This window comes from Flavobacterium sp. KMS (assembly GCF_000813005.1).
In the GTDB taxonomy this organism is placed as follows: domain Bacteria; phylum Bacteroidota; class Bacteroidia; order Flavobacteriales; family Flavobacteriaceae; genus Flavobacterium.
This window is the reverse complement of the sequence record NZ_JSYP01000013.1, coordinates 66,198-83,419: the sequence shown is the minus strand read 5'-3', so window position 1 is coordinate 83,419 and position 17,222 is coordinate 66,198. Positions and strand designations below refer to the sequence as shown.

The 17,222-nt window shown below is 33.3% G+C and carries 13 protein-coding genes; 3 read left to right on the top strand and 10 right to left on the bottom strand.

What is annotated here, in order from left to right:
- Positions 1–62: 62 nt before the first annotated feature.
- From OA93_RS14435 to OA93_RS14415, 4 genes are all read right to left on the bottom strand, one after another.
- Positions 63–974 carry a hypothetical protein gene (locus OA93_RS14435; protein ID WP_039114072.1) on the bottom strand — a complete coding sequence of 304 codons (912 nt, stop codon included), beginning with the start codon at positions 972–974 and terminating at the stop codon, positions 63–65.
- 83 nt (positions 975–1,057) lie between these two features.
- The gene (locus OA93_RS14430; RefSeq protein ID WP_039114071.1) at positions 1,058–1,528 is read right to left on the bottom strand and encodes an Mpo1-like protein; all 471 of its coding nucleotides are present in this window, start codon (positions 1,526–1,528) and stop codon (positions 1,058–1,060) included.
- A 233-nt stretch (positions 1,529–1,761) separates the two neighbouring features.
- Positions 1,762–2,244, bottom strand: coding sequence for a hypothetical protein (locus OA93_RS14425; RefSeq protein WP_039114070.1), 483 nt, complete (start codon positions 2,242–2,244; stop codon positions 1,762–1,764).
- 761 nt (positions 2,245–3,005) lie between these two features.
- A complete protein-coding gene (locus OA93_RS14415) occupies positions 3,006–4,241 on the bottom strand; it encodes a TMEM143 family protein (protein WP_039114068.1) in 1,236 nt (411 codons plus the stop codon).
- A gap of 447 nt (positions 4,242–4,688) precedes the next feature.
- Between OA93_RS14415 and OA93_RS14410 the strand changes: the two genes are divergently transcribed.
- Positions 4,689–5,297 (top strand): YkgJ family cysteine cluster protein, encoded by a 609-nt coding sequence (locus OA93_RS14410; protein WP_039114067.1) that lies wholly within the window; start codon positions 4,689–4,691, stop codon positions 5,295–5,297.
- Between the two features lie 104 nt (positions 5,298–5,401).
- Here OA93_RS14410 and OA93_RS14405 read toward each other — a convergent pair whose 3' ends face one another.
- Positions 5,402–5,926 carry a hypothetical protein gene (locus OA93_RS14405; RefSeq protein WP_039114065.1) on the bottom strand — a complete coding sequence of 175 codons (525 nt, stop codon included), beginning with the start codon at positions 5,924–5,926 and terminating at the stop codon, positions 5,402–5,404.
- A 321-nt stretch (positions 5,927–6,247) separates the two neighbouring features.
- Between OA93_RS14405 and OA93_RS14400 the strand changes: the two genes are divergently transcribed.
- Positions 6,248–7,714: a glycoside hydrolase family 130 protein gene (locus OA93_RS14400; protein ID WP_039114064.1), complete on the top strand. Its 1,467-nt coding sequence runs from the start codon at positions 6,248–6,250 to the stop codon at positions 7,712–7,714.
- 216 nt (positions 7,715–7,930) lie between these two features.
- A complete protein-coding gene (locus OA93_RS14395; protein ID WP_039114063.1) occupies positions 7,931–8,245 on the top strand; it encodes a GIY-YIG nuclease family protein in 315 nt (104 codons plus the stop codon).
- Positions 8,246–8,627: 382 nt separating this feature from the next.
- On the opposite strand, the gene OA93_RS14390 is transcribed toward OA93_RS14395, so the two are convergent.
- From OA93_RS14390 to OA93_RS14370, 5 genes are all read right to left on the bottom strand, one after another.
- Positions 8,628–9,629, bottom strand: coding sequence for a N(4)-(beta-N-acetylglucosaminyl)-L-asparaginase (locus OA93_RS14390; RefSeq protein ID WP_039114117.1), 1,002 nt, complete (start codon positions 9,627–9,629; stop codon positions 8,628–8,630).
- Positions 9,630–9,815: 186 nt separating this feature from the next.
- Positions 9,816–10,718, bottom strand: a complete 903-nt coding sequence (locus OA93_RS14385; RefSeq protein WP_039114116.1) for an ROK family protein — start codon at positions 10,716–10,718, stop codon at positions 9,816–9,818.
- Positions 10,719–10,895: 177 nt separating this feature from the next.
- Positions 10,896–12,356 (bottom strand): glycoside hydrolase family 125 protein, encoded by a 1,461-nt coding sequence (locus OA93_RS14380; protein WP_039114115.1) that lies wholly within the window; start codon positions 12,354–12,356, stop codon positions 10,896–10,898.
- A 4-nt stretch (positions 12,357–12,360) separates the two neighbouring features.
- Positions 12,361–14,646, bottom strand: coding sequence for a GH92 family glycosyl hydrolase (locus OA93_RS14375; protein WP_039114062.1), 2,286 nt, complete (start codon positions 14,644–14,646; stop codon positions 12,361–12,363).
- A gap of 183 nt (positions 14,647–14,829) precedes the next feature.
- Positions 14,830–17,106, bottom strand: coding sequence for a GH92 family glycosyl hydrolase (locus tag OA93_RS14370; protein ID WP_039114061.1), 2,277 nt, complete (start codon positions 17,104–17,106; stop codon positions 14,830–14,832).
- Positions 17,107–17,222 lie beyond the last annotated feature (116 nt).

Sequence of the window (17,222 nt, the reverse complement as noted above, 5' to 3'; positions counted from 1 at the left end):
GGACAATTATTTAATCATTAAAATATAGATTCTTTAAACTTTTTCTTCATTTACTCTCAATATTATTTAAATACTACATTATGAGCTATTTCTTTAAAACCAATTAGCTCATTATCAAAATCAGAATAAGCAACTCCTTCTAAAGCCAAAGCCTTATTTTCATTTCTTAATACAAGTAGATAAACTAAAACTTTTTTCCCCTTTAGAAAACCATAAACTTCAATTTCATATGCGTCATACCCATTCACGCGTTCCGTTTTAATATTCTTTTCTTCAAGAACTATAAAGCTATTTTGTATCAAACCATTAAATATACTTTCCGACAATTCTTTTTTAGTCAAACCCGAATCACCAGGGAGAGGTGTAATTAAGAACATAGGCTCATTTTCATAAGACTTCTTAACTACTCCACCAGTAGAATAGGTAAACATATTCCCTGATGCTTGCGCAAATTTAAATTTTGATTTATTATTATTTACTTTAAAAAAAGCTAAATTCAAGTAATCTACCTTAAGCTCTTTGTTATATTTTATAGAAAAAATAGCTTTTTTTATTTGATCAGCTGTTGTTTTATCATTTGCAGGAAATATTGCCATAACCATATCACAAAATGTAGAATCTCCAAAAACTACATTCATAGCTTCCTGATTATCCTGACCTTGCATATGAATATATTTAGCCTGATAGCCATCGAGTTTAAATTCTTTATACTCAAAAACTTTAACTCCTCTATCTTCAAATCCTTTTTTAGAAAAATCTCTTGAATTACTATCGAAGTTCCCTCCTACCAAATCTGATATCTGAATCATCGCATTAGTACCTTTTTCAAGTCCGATGATACTTTTGGATAGTTTAAAATCTTGAGGTGCTTCAATAGAAACTTTTGTTGAAGGAATACTTATCCTTTTTTTCTCTTCTTCCTTACAGCTAATCAAGGTAAGAGTAAAAAGGAATAATACGTAAATTTTGTTCATGGAGTATTTATAAAATTCAAATAATTTTGTTCATAAACTAAGTAGCCTTTGCCTCTCTGTACCTTTGAACCTCAGCACCTTTTTTAAACCCTTTTCTTCGAGAATAAATTCTCAACCACCCAAGCTGGACCAATCATTAAAAACTGAAGATCTTTTAAGAAAGAAGGCTTTTTACCCTCTATATTGTGTCCATAAAACTGCCCAATCCACGCAATAACGAAAACACCAATAGAAAATATCCATAACGGAAAAACTTGTCCTATATAATAATTTACAACCAGACAAATAGCCGAGAAAATTGCAATCTTAAAAGCCATTGCAACCGACAATCGAATATAGAAAACGAGTACAAAAAGTAACACAACCACAGCCCAATTTTCGATTATTGGAGCATTCAATTTTAGAGTATTTGCAATTAAACCACTCGGAATACTCATTAATAAACCTACAATCGAAAAGAAAATTGCAGGAACACATACATAATGTATCGCTTTATTCTTTGGGTTTTGGTGACTTACTGCATATTCATCAAACCATTGTTCTAACGTTCTCATATTTCAGGATTTAGGTATACGTAAATCTAATAAAATTTATGAAAGATACAAAAAAGGTTTTTTAAAGAAGGTACTAAGGTTCTAAGAGGCAAAGGTACAAAGGTTTTTTTGAGAAAGGTTCTGAGGTACTAAGGTTTTGAGGTGCTAAGGCTTTTAGTTTGCGGATAAAATGATTATGATACTATCACCCTATAAAAGTTCTTAAACTTATACAAGATAACTACCGCATTTCTTTATTCTTTAAAAAAGTGTTTATACCTTAAACAATCCTTTTTTAAATAAATATTTTTATCAGAAAGAAAACTTGTAAAACAATACTTGTTGCATAAAAAGTCAAATTTAGCAACACCTATTAACTCTTTCTTGTTGTAAAAAATCAAAATATCTTGATAACAGTTTAAACATCTATAGTCAGGGAAATATTTTCCAGGATTTTTATCTGTCAGAAAATCTTTTATATTGGCCTCAAAATCGTTACTTATTTCTCTTTTTAAAAATCCATACTGAGCTAATTTTGTATAATTGAATTTATTTTTTTCCTGCACAAAATCAGAATAATAAATATCAAACCTATCTGTATTATCTGGTGGACCAGCCAATTTATAAAAGCTACTGTGATAATACTCTACCTCATCAAATATTAATACATTATTTTTATCTTTTTGACAACTCAAAAAAAGTACACCTGCTAACATTAATAGAATCTTTTTTGTCATGATTGATTTCATATTTATCATTCCTTTTTTTTCACAATTATTTACTCATTCTTAAATATTAGTACCAAATTGAATATAAACAAATACCCAAAATAAAAGCGGAATTAAGCTAAAAATAATCCAGATGAATTTATATTTCGTTTTCAAATTAATATCTCTTTTTAAAAATAAAATCAAAACAATAAAGGATAAAACTAAAGAAAGCAACTCAAAGGAAAAACATAAAATCCCTCCCGTTTGATAAATCCATCTGAACTCATCAATAAACCTAAATTGCTGTGTGAATTTGAGAATAGCAAATCCCGATAAAAACAATGTTATTATAAAAACAGAAATAGGTTTGAGATTATTCATCAGATATATTACTAATCTTTTTAAATTTAATACTTAAACGAAATATACATAAAAGTTAGAACCAATAAATTAAGAATAAATCTATTCGATATTATAAAGGCATCCCCTTAATTTTAAATCAATGCTGAAAAATACAATTATACCTAAAGTTGTTTGAATGAGACAAAAAAGTTTCTGAAGCTCTAAGTTTCAAAAATTAATTTGTTTGCGGATAAAATAAACGATAGCAAACTAGTAAAATAATATTCACGAGTAGATTGACAAACAAATTCTCCAATCTTGTCTTTCTGAACGGAGTGAAGAATCTCCATAAGCAGTTCCTCAAACTATGTCGAGTTACTTATGTATCACAATCCTTTTACTCGCAAACTAAGCAACCTTTGTACCTCAGTACCTTAGTACCTTTTCTAAAAAACCTCTGTACCTTTCCTAAAAACACTATTCCACAATTCATCAATCTTAATGAGCGCTTTGTCAAGCGAGATAACTTCCCATTTTCCATTTGCTTCTATACCAAGACCAATATTTTTTAATTTCAACAAAGCATCATTTACATCAAAATCTAAATCAGTATTTAGCTTTGTCATAAACCAAGATTCAATTTGATAATCGAGTTCATCTGCAGTTAAAGGATTCTTATTTCTTTCTAAAAATGCATAAGCCAAGATAGTTTCCTTAAGTACTTCCTCCTCTGATGAGTTTAATAAAGAGTAAAAAGCACCGCTATTATTTCCTAGATTCTTAAAGTAAAGACTATCAGAAAGCATCTTAGAATATTTTATCTTCTTATTCACAAAATTGCTATACTGTCTAAATAAATATGCAGATAAAATCCCTAATGCAATTAAACCCTGATTTAGCGAAGCTTTACTATTTAGCAAGTCGAGAGTTTCTCCCGATTTGTATGCAGCATACATACGAATCAATGCCGGAATTACGGTAGTACTTAATAACGAAACTCCACCAAAAATACCAGGAACCCACAACAATAGTTTGTCTGTAGTAGACATCTTGGGGATTGCATTTGGAAATATCGTTTCGAGGTCATTTTTAGGAACGCGCTTAAAGATTTTTAAAACCACAGAACCAGGCTCAATAGACATTTTTCCTAATTTTACTTTTTTCTCTCTAAGATAATCGGCATCATTATAATTAAGATAAATCATGACACGATCATAATATTCTATCTCAATTTCTTTCTTCCAGAAGATAAATCTAGTTACCTTTTCTTTTGCCTTATGATTGCCTCTAACATATAATTCGTAATCTTTAAAAGCATTAAAATCTATTGCTAAATTTAGACCTATTAAATCTGAATCTTTAAAAGCCTTATCTAATGTTTCCTTATCAATGCGACTATAATTACCATGTTCCAAAACTGTAACAAGGGTTTCTTTAAAAACAGAAAAATCACTCTTGCCTATAAAACTTTCACGTTCTTTCGGGCTTAAATCAGGATCGAATAGAGCATAATTTTGTTTTAAATTTCGGTTAAGATTAAAAGCTTCATAATGATAATAGTGCTCTATAATATCGAATAATTTTATAAAATCATCGACCTTTTTTTGGTCTTCACTAAAAGTTGCAATTTGTTGTTCGAGTAAGAACTCCTTGTTAAAGGGAATATAATGTTCTCGGTTCATATAAAATTTGGGGGCTTATTTTAAAGGTTCAAAGGTACAAAGGATTTTAGTTTCTGAGGTACAAAGGTTCTAAGAAACAGAGGAACAAAGACTATTTAGTTTGCGGATAAAGTATAATGCTAAAGAGCTTTCTCTACACAAACTAAATAGTCTTTGTTCCTCAGAACCTTTGACCCTTTCTAAATTAAAAAAAACCTCTGAGAGTAACTTGAGAAGCTACTTATACAGATTCTAAGACTATTTCTTTTAGAAACAAATATAATAACTAAAAAAAAACTATTTTATTCATAAACGAAGCTGCCTTTGTTCCTCTGTTTCTTAGTACCTTAGTACCTTTCCTAAAAAACCTTTGTTCCTTTGCTTCTCTGCTCCTTTGAACCTTTCTAAATTAAAAAAAACACCTAATGTAGCATGAGCCATTTCTATTAGCCTACCTTACACAAAAAAATGGCAATAGAACATAAAGTTCGGCTCGTAGAAGCATTGTTTGACCGCCTTGAAATTGAAATTACAGCTTTTCAATCTGAAACACATATATTTTGTAACGCTGGTTGTGGAAAATGTTGTTCTAAACCTAATATAGAAGCTTCACCCCTAGAATTTTTGCCCTGGGCATTTCATTTGTTTTTAAATGGTTTGGCTGAAGAAACTTTAGCAGAATTAAACAATACATCCAACAAAAATTGCCACTTATACCGCCCACTTTCTGTTTTGGAACATCATAAAGGAAAATGTAGCAATTATCGTTATCGCGGCTTAATATGTCGCCTTTTTGGTTATGCCGCAAATACCGATAAATACGGAAAACTGCGATTGGCAACCTGCAAAATCATAAAAGAAGAACAACAAGATAACTTTAATACAGCCGAAGAATTGATTAATAAAGGACAGTACGTGCCTATTTTTACTGATTATTATATGCAATTAGCACAAATAGACCTCAAAATGGGAATTACATTGCTCCCTATAAATGAGGCTTTAAAAATGGCCATCGAAGAAGTCTTACATTATTATGCCTACAGACCATTTCCTGGTGGATTAGAGAATATTGCTTAGTTTTTTTTAGGTACAGAGGTTCTGAGGGACTAAGGTTCAAAGATTCAGAGATACAAATCTTCTTTTAAAAGATTAAACCTTAGTTTTTATCTCTTACTAACATATTATGGTCTTGCTTTTTGAAAAATTCTATATACTTCTAACCAATAGAAAATAATCAATGAAAAGACCATCAAGCCTATATTTAACTGAATTGATAAAATACGATCTAAAAAAATCCAGTTATCTTTAATTGATTTTTCATTCGGATTAGCAATAAAACCTTTCTTCTTCTCTTTATTAACCCAAGCGTAATAATAAACATTTGATCCATTAAGAGAATCCCTAACAAATTCAACAGGAATATCATTCTCAAAAAGAGCGCTTCCGTCAGGATTGTTTAAATCAAAAGTAGTTTTATAATTATCAAATTTCTTAGAAAAACCATAAGTAAGATATGTCCGTGTTTTACGTCTTAGCTTTTTGGAATAAATAGAGTCTATCAAAACATATTCTTTAGTATATTTTTTAGAATCAGAATACATTTCTTTATTCTTAAAATAAAATGACAAATTCTTTCCTGTTAATGCTATTGCTATTATAAATGTAAAAGTCGAAAAAAGTAATAAAATAAGTTTGATTCTGTCCATAAATAAGCAATCTAGAAGATGAATTTTTGAGGTTTATTAATTTCAAACTGCAAGGTAAAATTTTATCTTTCGCTTTAACTTTTTTAAAATCCTTTTTCGGAAACAGATGAAAAGAATTCTATTTTCTACAACAGCATTGACCCTCTAAACCATTCCTTTTGTAAACCAAACACTTACCCTAATTTTATTTATTATTTTTTCGTAAATTTGGAATAATCCCTTTATCAGAAGTTTATACTTCCTAAGATTCCTAGATTTTTAAAGTTGATTTGTTCCAAAATAAATAGCGTTCCTATTTTATTCTAATTAAAACATAAAACTATGCGAGTACCTGTCATCCGAAAAAATATACGATTTATCCCAGATTCCAAAAGAGTTGTTGCCCGATATTTTATGAATGGTGATGAACGGACAATCCAAATGGTTGCGCGCATAATGACACTCGATGAAAAACAAGTTGTAGAAACCTTAGAACATACACTTCGTGAATTTGCAAGACGTCACCGAAATATTTCAAGCATCTTTCTTAAACATTCCGGAAAAATAAGAGGTATAATCGAAGGCATGAAAATAGACTATGAAACCATGTCTCTCGACCGAAAAATGCTTATAGGTTCTTACTGCACGATGGAATATGCTATTGAATCGGCTGCTATTTTCAACCCATCTATTGTCGAAGATTTAGATCAATCGGATCTTCAAATAGGCGAAAAACGAGTTATTATTTCATTCCGTGCCACAGGCGAAGGACATATTTCGTCAATTGTTTTTAGGAGAGGAATTCTCGATAAAGATAACAACCTCCAAGTAATGAAAATTGGGCATAATATCGATAAAGCCGAGATTGAGCACAAAAGCCTATACAACAAAGAACGATTCCTCTTAAAATTGTCCGAAATGCATACGCATGACAAATACATAGCGCAAATTATGCAGGATTTGCCTAATGAATTTGAATATGCTGTATTAAAAAGTATGGTAAATATCGCATTAAGCGATCCATCAATTCGTCAGGAAAGGAGAACAGCGCTCGAAGAAATAATTTGGTTAGCCGATTCTTTTTATGATTTACAATTCAAACACGACTCCGATATTACCGAACGCGTTATATTCCCAATATCTGACTCTGAAAGCAAAGGAATCGAAGATGCTCGTTTTGTACGTTTTGTAGATGATGATGGCTCCAATCGGGTTATGGCAACTTATACAGCTTATAATGGGCATACCATACTCCCAAAACTTATTTCTACCGAAGACTTTTATACCTTCAGGGTAATGCCACTGCATGGCGCAGGTGCGCAAAATAAAAACCTGGCGTTATTTCCCCGAAAAATAAAAGGCAAATATGCCATGCTTTCCCGTATCGATGGCGTAAACAATTACATCATGTATTCCGACAGAGCCACACAATGGGACAATCCTATCCTACTCCAAGAACCACGTTATACTTGGGAATTTACACAAATAGGAAACTGCGGATCTCCACTCTGGACTCAAGAAGGCTGGCTCGTAATAACCCACGGCGTAGGTGCTATGCGACGCTATTGCATAGGCGCATCACTATTTGACCTTGATGACCCTTCCAAAGAAATCGGAAGACTTAAAGAACCACTACTTTCGCCACTCGAAGATGAGCGAGAAGGTTATGTACCAAATGTGGTGTATTCCTGTGGCGCAATTATCCACAACAACAGCCTAATATTACCCTACGCCGTATCCGATTATTCATCGACCTACGCCATCGTCGATATGGTAGAATTAATAACTGCTTTAAAAGACAGTAAATAATAATCTGAATTTGGAACAGCACGATTGTTCTCAGTCTTGTCTCCCTGAGGTACGAAGGGTCTCCATTAGTGACTCGACAAACATTATGGAGTTTCTTGTGGAGATTGCTTCGCCAGTTCGCTATCGCTCGTGTCTTCCTGCGTCAAAAAGACAAGATTGAGGGAATAAAAAAATAAGTTTTAACTTACTTAAACTTAAAAACATTAATTTCGTTTAATGCAACCAAATGAAGGATACCACACTTATTATATCTACATAATTACAAACAAAGCAAAAACTGTTTTGTATACTGGAGTCACAAATAATTTAAAAATTAGATTAGGACAACATAAAGAAAATATTTTAGTGGGTAATAAAACTTTTGCGTCTAAATATGATGTCCATTTTTTACTTTATTTTGAGAAATTTACTTGGATTCAGGAAGCAATTGCAAGAGAAAAAGAAATAAAAGGATGGAAAAGAGATAAAAAAATACAACTTATAAAATCAATAAATCCTGATTTGAATTTCTTAGATTACTTATTTGAATAGTTTTAAATCTACAAGATTGTCAATTATACAATTACGCAAAACAACCACAATCTTGTCTCCCTGACGAAGGGTCTCCGCTAGTAGTTCGACAAAGATTATGGAATTTCTTGTGGAGATTCTTCGTTCCTCAGAAAGACAAGATTGAGCGTAAAACAAAGGGTCTCCACTAGTGACTCGACAAACATTATGGAGATTCTTGTGGAGATTGCTTCGCCAGTTCGCTATCGCTCGTGTCTTCCTTCGTCAGAAAGACAAGATTGGGGGCAAAACAATATTATTAACATCACAATTACACAAAATAACCACAAACTTGTCACCCTGAGGTACGAAGGGGCTCCGTGAGTAACTCGCCAAAGATTGGGGTAAAATAAGTTCGTAAATTCTACTTCAAAAAATAATCGGCATCGATTAATCGGTTGCCAGTATCGTCATAAACAGCATAATTAAAACCGCCCTGAATACAATACGAGCCGTACTCTCCTGCTTTATTCAAAGCGATAAAACCTACTTGAATATCTTTTAAATCTTTGTTTCTATTCTTCGTTAGTTTTACGATTCTGGCTACGGCTTCTTCGCAGGCTTTTTGAGGTGATTTTCCTTGACGCATTAATTCAACAACAAGGTGACAACCCGAAATCCTTATTACTTCTTCGCCGTGTCCTGTGGCAGTTGCAGCGCCAATTTCGTTATCAACATATAAACCCGCTCCTATAATTGGCGAATCTCCTAAGCGTCCATGCATTTTAAAAGCCATTCCGCTTGTAGTACACGCACCCGAAAGATTTCCATTGGCATCCAGAGCAATCATCCCGATTGTATCGTGATTTTCGATATTGGCAATTGGTTTGTATTTACTGTCTTTCAGCCACTCTTTCCATTCTTTTTCGGACTCTTCTGTTAGCAGATTTTCTTTTTTGAAACCTTGTGCTAATGCAAATTGCAAAGCTCCATCCCCAACCAACATTACGTGTGGTGTTTTTTCCATTACAGCTCTTGCAACAGATATAGGATGTTTTATAAACTCTAAACAACCAACTGAACCTATGTTGGCATTTTCATCCATAATACAAGCATCTAGTGTTACACGACCATCTCTATCAGGGCGTCCACCATAACCTACGCTTCGCTCTTTTGGATCGCCTTCGGGAATTTTAACTCCGGCTTCTACAGCATCCAGAGCAGTTCCTTTATTTTTTAGAACTTCCCAAGCAGCTTCGTTTGCAGGAATTCCAAACTTCCAAGTAGAAAGTACAATTGGTTTCTTTACTTTTTTAGATACCAATATCTTTTCTTCTTCTTGGTCTGTATTAAAAGATTGCAATGCTACAGCAACTGAAGCTATTGCTGCTGTTTTTATAAAATTTCTGCGGTTTGAGTTTGTCATATTAAATATTTTTAAACTATATAAGTTATATAAGATCATTTAAGTGGGCTGTTTATAGCAACTCAAAATTAAATCATATAAGTAATATTTAGAACATTTACAGTTATTTATAGCTACTAAAAAATTTAAACCAAGTTATCAAAAATTCTTTTACATGAACTTATATAACTTATATGGTTTAACTTATTAAGCTTTATAAAGCAAACTTGTCGCTCCTAATAAAGCTGCAATTTCATTATCTGTAGAAATAGAAACATCGACTTTACTTCCTGCTTCTTTTATTTTTTTAATGAAAGTAGGCAAGAAAAACTCACTTGCATTTGCAATTTTCCCTCCAATAATAAAACTATCAGCAGAGAATTTTTCTAACCACGGAATAACAATCGCAGCTAAATCTTCTCCCATTTCTTCGAATACTTTTATTGCCATTTCATCTTCGGCTTTAGCCAAATTAAAAAGCTCTAATCCGTTGTTGAGTTTTTTTCCGCTTAAAGCGAAATAACCAACTATAAGTCCTCGTGCCGAAACATAATCTTCTGCTATTCCATCTTTATATGGTTGGTCATATATTTCGCCATCTTTAGGAACTAAATCCCCTGTACAAATCGATTCTCCTTTATCTATAAAACAAGCTCCAAGTCCTGTACCAAGTGTGATTGCCATTACTTTTTTAGAAAGATTATCTGAATCTTTAAAGACTTCGCCTTTACCAAAACATACCGCATCATTTTCAAAAAGAATTGGAAAATCTGTCGAAAGATTTAATTTATCCTGAAATAAATTACGAACGTTTAATCCGTAAAAATGCTCGTATTTAGATTGTCCTTTTATCCAACAAACTCCATTAATATAATCAAACGGACCTGGCATACAAACTGCTAATCCTGTCGGTTTTTCTACTTTAGAATTTTCTATAGAAGTTCTAATTGCTTTTTCCCAAATAGTCATCACTTCTTCTACCGGCAAATTAGAGTCAAATGATTCTTTATGCAGCGAAAAATCAATCACTTTCATGCTTACTATATCTATAATTGCTGCGGTAATATGTGTGCCCCCAATGTCTAATCCAACGGCATATTCTTTATTCATTCTTGTTTTTTTTTGGAATTGAACCATTAAGAGATTAAGATTTTTTTACCATTAAGGGATTAAGTTTATTAAGTATTGTTGCTTAATTTTTCTTAATTTCTTAATGGTAAATATTCTCTCGATTTAAAAAAATAAGTTTTTTTTAAATCTCTTAATGGTAAATATATTTTTAGTTTTTTAAATGTTTTTGTCTTTTAAAATTTGTGGATAATGGATGCTTGTATGTACTATCATTTCTCCAAATAATGTATTCGCCCATGCAAACCATTTTCGAGTAAACTTAGTAACATCGTCTTTATGAAATGACTCGTGCATAAATCCTGTATCGGCATTTGTTTTTATCAAATTACTAATACACGCTTTTATCTCTTTTTCGTCGACACTAGTAATGGCTCTCAAAACAATACTCATAGGCCAGATGGTATCTGTTCCTGTATGTGGTCCTCCTACTCCTTCGCCTGCTTTTCCTTTATAGAAAAACGGATTGTTTTCTGAAAGTACCACTTTACGCGTATTCAAATATAACGGACTATCTGGTTCTATGGCTCCTAAATATGGTAATGATAATAAGGATGGAACATTGGCATCATCCATCATGTGGAAACTTCCGTAACCATTAACTTCAAAAGCAATAATTTTTCCGAATTTTGGATGTTCGATTATTCCGTTTTCTTCTAATCCTTTCTGAACTTGTCCTTGTAATTCTTTGGCTTTAGCCACTAAATCATTGTCTTTTAATGCTGGCAAAGAGAATATTTCCTGAAGATATCCAAGTACTTCAATCGCAAACATATTACTCGGAATTAAATATCCAAACAATGTACTGTCATCACTTGGTCTGAAAGTTGAAACGATTAATCCGCATGGTTTTACAGGATACCCGTAACCGCTTAATGGTACACCATCGGTAGCCCAAGCTGTTACTCTCTGAAAATTGTATGGTCCTTTATCTGTCCAACGTTGTTGCTCTTTAAAAGTTTGTAATACCAAAAGCATGGCTTCTTTCCACTTACTGTCAAATAAACTAATATCTCCAGTTTCTTTCCAATATCCGTGCGCCAATCGTATTGGGTAACATAAACTGTCAATCTCCCATTTGCGCTCATGGATTCCAGGTTGCATTTTGGTCATATCATTTTTCCACTCACTTACCTGATTAAAATCTTTGTAAAAAGCATTTGCATAAGGATCAAGCAAAATACATTTTGTCTGACGGTTGATTACTCCTTTTACTAATTCTGCCAGTTTTTTATCTTCTTTTACAAAAGGAATATACGGCCATATTTGCGCTGTACTATCACGCAACCACATAGCATCAATATCTCCTGTGATAACATACGTATCTGGTTTTCCGTCGATGATTTCAAAATCGACAGTTGTGTCTAATGTATTTGGAAAACAATTTTCAAACAACCAAGCCAATTCTGGGTTTGCAATTTGTTTTTTGATTCTTACAATTGCTGCTTCAACAGCTTTACTTGTAAATTTTCTTTCTGCTAAAGGTGGTCTTTTGGTAATAAAATCTTTTAATGCAAAATTGAAAGCATCCGACTGCATTCCGAAAACATCAGATTGAAGTGCCAATAATCCTGCTGAAAAAATCCCTGTGTTTTTTATAAATTTTCTACGTGATTGCATAGTATTATTTTGAAGTTGAATAAGAATATGGATAGGCACTTGCTGAAGTTCCTCTTTGTAAATTAGGTTTACTGGTCATGTCAAAATTTAATTCACCGCCTTTTAAAATATCAAAATGATTGATATAATTTTTGGTGTGAGTTGCATTATTCCATTTTAAATCCTGAACATATTTATTAGTTTCAGAATTATTTGGAGCATTTATAATAAGCTCCTTTCCGTTTTCTAACTGTAATGTTACTTTCTTAAATAATGGTGCTCCCAGAACATATTCGTCTGTTCCCGGGCAAACTGGATAGAATCCCATTGCTGAGAAAACATACCAAGCCGAAGTTTGTCCGTTATCCTCGTCTCCGCAATATCCATCTGGAGTTGGTTTATACAAACGGTTCATTACTTCTCTTGACCAATATTGTGTTTTCCAAGGTTCGCCAGCATAATTATACAAATAAATCATGTGCTGAATTGGTTGGTTTCCGTGTGCATATTGTCCCATATTCATAATTTGCATTTCGCGAATTTCATGAATAACTGCCCCATAATAACTATCATCAAAAACTGGTGGAGTGGTGAAAACTGCGTCTAATTTGGCTGTAAATTTTTTCTCGCCTCCAATTAAATCAATTAAACCATTTATGTCGTGAAATACACTCCAGCTGTAATGCCACGCATTTCCTTCGGTAAAAGCATCTCCCCATTTAAACGGATTGAAATTTTTAGGGAAACTTCCGTCTTTATTTCTACCGCTCATTAATCCGATTTCTGGATTATAAAGTTTTTTATAATTCATCATTCGTTTTTCGAATAAACTAATTTCTTTTTTCGGGCGGTTTAGGGCTTTCGCCAATTTCCAAATCGTGAAATCATCATAAGCATATTCTAGTGTTCTGGCTGCATTTTCGTTGATTTTTACATCATAAGGAACATACCCTAAAGTGTTGTAATACTCCACTCCTTTTCTTCCCACAGCTTCTAACGGACCTTCGTTATTGGCTCCATGCAACAAGGCTTCGTATAATTTATTGATGTCATATCCTCGTAATCCTTTTATATAAGCATCAGAAACTACAGAAGCCGAATTGTTTCCTACCATTACGTTTCTAAACCCTGGACTTGACCATTCTGGCAAGAATCCGCCTTCTTTATAATCGTTGATTAATCCTTCTTGCATTTCTTTGTTTATAGAAGGATAAACTAAATTAAGCAAAGGATATAAAGCACGGAATGTATCCCAAAACCCTGTTCCTGCGTACATATAACCCGGCAATACTTTGCCATTATAAGGACTATAGTGTACAATTTCTCCCTTAGCGTCTATTTCGTATTGTTTTTGAGGAAAACAAACAGTACGGTATAAACAAGAGTAGAATGTTTTTAATTGTTCATCACTTCCGCCTTCAGCAGTTAATTTTCCCAGAACTTTATTCCATTCTTGCTTAGATTCGGCTACTGTTTCATCAAAAGATGCTTTTCCTAACTCGCTATTCAAATTTAATTCGGCTTGCTCTATACTGATAAAAGATGATGATACTTTTACATTTACTTTCTCGCCTTTTTTGGTTTTAAATCCAACTATTGCGCCTACATGATTATCTTTTAATTCTAGTTTGTCTTTTTCCAGAACTTTATCATGCCATGTATAATTTGTTGCAAATGGTTTATCGAATTGTAATACAAAATAATTTTTGAAATTCTCAGGAACTCCTCCACTATTACGAGTTGTATATCCTATGATTTTATTTTCTGACGGAATTATTTTGATATAAGAACCTTTGTCAAATGCATCGATTACAATAGAAGATTGCTCGTTTTCTGGGAATGTAATCTGAAAATGTGCTGCTCTTTCGGTTGCTGTAATTTCGGTTGTAACATCATAATCGGCTAGATATACGCTGTAATAATAGGGCTTTGAAACCTCGGCTTTGTGGCTAAACCAACTTCCTCTTTCGTCTTCTGTAAAAGCTAATTTTCCTGTTACTGGCATGATCGAAAACTGCCCGTAATCATTCATCCAAGGCGAAGGCTGATGTGTTTGTTTGAATCCTCTAATCTTTTCGGCGGTGTAAACATACGCCCATCCGTCACCCATTTTTCCTGTTTGTGGTGTCCAGAAATTCATTCCCCAAGGTCGGCAAATTGCAGGATAGGTATTTCCGTTAGAAAGACTGTGTAAAGATTGTGTTCCCATTAAAGGATTAACATATTCTACCGGATCTAACGTTTTAACTTGGGCATTTACGAAAACGCAACATTGCATTATCCCTAAAAAAATTAAACTCTTTATTTTCATATTTTATTTTTTTTGCTTTAGGCTTTAAGCTATAGGCTTTAGGCTAAAAACTGTGACTATAAACTGCAACTGAACTCTTCTTATTCCTTTAGTCTAAATCTCGATTTGCTAAGCTTTGTCAAAGTTTAAAACTTTGACAAAGCTATCGTAAGTCTGAAAACTGCGACTAAAAACTGAAAACTCCTAAAGTGGTCTATCTTCTTTCTTTACTCCAAAAGTCGTTGAAGGTTTACTTCCCATATACAATTTTAATTCTCCTCCTTTTACAATCATATCGTGTGTGATGTATGATTTTGTGTATGGTTTTCCGTTGTACTCGGCTTTTTTGATATAGATATTGGTTTTACTATTATCTATTGCTTTTAATGTAAATGAAATTCCTTCTTTGTGATGGATTGTCGCTGTGTTTACTAATGGACTTCCTAAAACGTAAATTCCATTTGCTGGATTAACGGAATAGAATCCCATTGATGAGAATACATACCAAGCCGACATTTGTCCTAAATCCTCATTCCCGCATAATCCATCTGGTTTTGTCGAGTAGAATTTATCATCGATTTCACGGATTAATTTGGCTGTTTTCCAAGGTTGTCCTGCGTATGCATACAAATACGGAATATGGTGATTTGGCTCGTTTCCTTGCGCATATTGACCAATTAATCCGCTGATATCTGGTGAAATTTCTTCGCCTTCTACTTTATCTGTTATCAGGAAAAGTGAATCTAATTTGGCTAAAAATTTATCTTCGCTTCCAAATAATTCGATTAAACCGTAAGGGTCTTGTGGAACTAACCATGTGTATTGCCAAGCATTTCCCTCTACATAATCGTCTTTACGATGTGCTGATGAAAGTGGGTTGAATGGCGTTCTCCAATTTCCATCGGTTAATTTTCCTCTCATAAATGTAGTTTCTTTATCGAAATACAATTTGTACAAATTGGCTCTTTTTGAGAAATAATTATAGTCATCGGTTTTGCCTAATGATTTTGCCATTAATGCTACACAATAATCATCAATAGCATATTCTAGAGCATTACCAACTGATTCTAATATTTTATCGGCTGGAATATATTCTAGTTTTTGAACATAATCCATTCCGTCACGAGTTTGCATCGCAGTTTTTTTGATGGCTTCATACGCTAATGTGGTATCGTAATCTCTATACCCTTTCATGTAAGCATCTACAATAACTGCAATCGAATGATTCCCATTCATTGTATTGGTTTCATTCCCCATTAAATGCCAAACTGGTAATCGCCCTTGTTGCTCGTAGATTGCTAAAAATGATTTAACAATATCATTGATTTTATCTGGCTGCGTAATGGTATATAATGGATGTAAACCACGGTAGGTATCCCAAAGTGAAAAAGTCGTATAATTGGTAAAACCTGCTTTTTCGTATACTTTTTTATCTGTTCCTCTGTAATCTCCGTTTACATCATTAAAAATTGATGGTGCAAACATAGTATGATATAAAGCTGTGTAAAAAACTTTTGTTGTTTTATCGTCTGCTTTTATCTGAATTTTATTTAGCTCTTTATTCCATTTTGAAGTCGCTTCTTTTGCTACAGCATTAAAATCCCAACCCGGAATCTCCGCTTTGATATTCGCGGAAGCGTTCTCATAACTTACCGGAGAAATCCCAACTTTTACTAAAACTTGTTTGTTTTTTAAAGCTTTAAAATCCAAAACTGCTTTCATACGTACTGCTTCGCCTTCGCTTCCTGCAACAGCGGTAGTATTATCATACAATGCCATACTTGTAATTGGCTCAGAGAATTCCATCGTAAAGAAAATGCGCTGATCTGCAGCCCAACCCGCAGAATATCTATATCCTACAAGTGTTGTTTCGTTTATTTTTTTGATGAACGTTTTTACTGGTTTGTCCCAACCCACACCATCGGCTAGATCTAATAAAACGTGATTATCTGTAGCAGTATTAAATGTGTATTTATGAAATCCTACTCTTTCACTTGCTGTTAGCTCTGCTTTAATTTTGTATTTATCAAGAATAACGCTGTAATACCCTGCTTTGGTTACTTCGTTTTTATGAGAGAAATATGAGCCATAACCTGTTGCCATATCTTCTTTTGTTCCTTTGGTAAGTGGAACTTTTCCTGATACTGGCAACAACAGAATATCGTTTAAATCTCCAATTCCTGTTCCGCTTAAATGTGTGTGCGTGAATCCTAATATGGTATTACTTGCGTAGTTGTATCCGCTACACCAATCCCAACCCTCAAAAACATTTACGGGTCCTAATTGCACTGCTCCAAAAGGAACATTGGCACCAACAAATACGTGTCCGTGCCCCGCTGATCCTATCAATGGATTTACATATTGGGTGTAATCTATACTAGTTTGTTTTGCTTTCTTTTCCTGTGAAATTACAGGATTAGCAAAAAATAGATTTAAAGCGATAATACCACTAAAAGCTATTTTGTTATATATTTTAAACATATTTTATTTTTTTATTTGACTTGTGTAATGGCACGCGGATGACACGGATTAAACAGATTTACGCGGATATTTTTTTAATCTTTGAACATAAAAATTTAACCGCAAAGTTCGCAATC

What these genes read in the sequence shown, in the direction of transcription:
- OA93_RS14435 (WP_039114072.1), bottom strand. Translation starts at nt 974, where the DNA reads ATGAACAAAATTTACGTATTATTCCTTTTTACTCTTACCTTGATTAGC.
- OA93_RS14430 (WP_039114071.1), bottom strand. Translation starts at nt 1,528, where the DNA reads ATGAGAACGTTAGAACAATGGTTTGATGAATATGCAGTAAGTCACCAA.
- OA93_RS14425 (WP_039114070.1), bottom strand. Translation starts at nt 2,244, where the DNA reads ATGACAAAAAAGATTCTATTAATGTTAGCAGGTGTACTTTTTTTGAGT.
- OA93_RS14415 (WP_039114068.1), bottom strand. Translation starts at nt 4,241, where the DNA reads ATGAACCGAGAACATTATATTCCCTTTAACAAGGAGTTCTTACTCGAA.
- OA93_RS14410 (WP_039114067.1), top strand. Translation starts at nt 4,689, where the DNA reads ATGGCAATAGAACATAAAGTTCGGCTCGTAGAAGCATTGTTTGACCGC.
- OA93_RS14405 (WP_039114065.1), bottom strand. Translation starts at nt 5,926, where the DNA reads ATGGACAGAATCAAACTTATTTTATTACTTTTTTCGACTTTTACATTT.
- OA93_RS14400 (WP_039114064.1), top strand. Translation starts at nt 6,248, where the DNA reads ATGCGAGTACCTGTCATCCGAAAAAATATACGATTTATCCCAGATTCC.
- OA93_RS14395 (WP_039114063.1), top strand. Translation starts at nt 7,931, where the DNA reads ATGCAACCAAATGAAGGATACCACACTTATTATATCTACATAATTACA.
- OA93_RS14390 (WP_039114117.1), bottom strand. Translation starts at nt 9,629, where the DNA reads ATGACAAACTCAAACCGCAGAAATTTTATAAAAACAGCAGCAATAGCT.
- OA93_RS14385 (WP_039114116.1), bottom strand. Translation starts at nt 10,718, where the DNA reads ATGAATAAAGAATATGCCGTTGGATTAGACATTGGGGGCACACATATT.
- OA93_RS14380 (WP_039114115.1), bottom strand. Translation starts at nt 12,356, where the DNA reads ATGCAATCACGTAGAAAATTTATAAAAAACACAGGGATTTTTTCAGCA.
- OA93_RS14375 (WP_039114062.1), bottom strand. Translation starts at nt 14,646, where the DNA reads ATGAAAATAAAGAGTTTAATTTTTTTAGGGATAATGCAATGTTGCGTT.
- OA93_RS14370 (WP_039114061.1), bottom strand. Translation starts at nt 17,106, where the DNA reads ATGTTTAAAATATATAACAAAATAGCTTTTAGTGGTATTATCGCTTTA.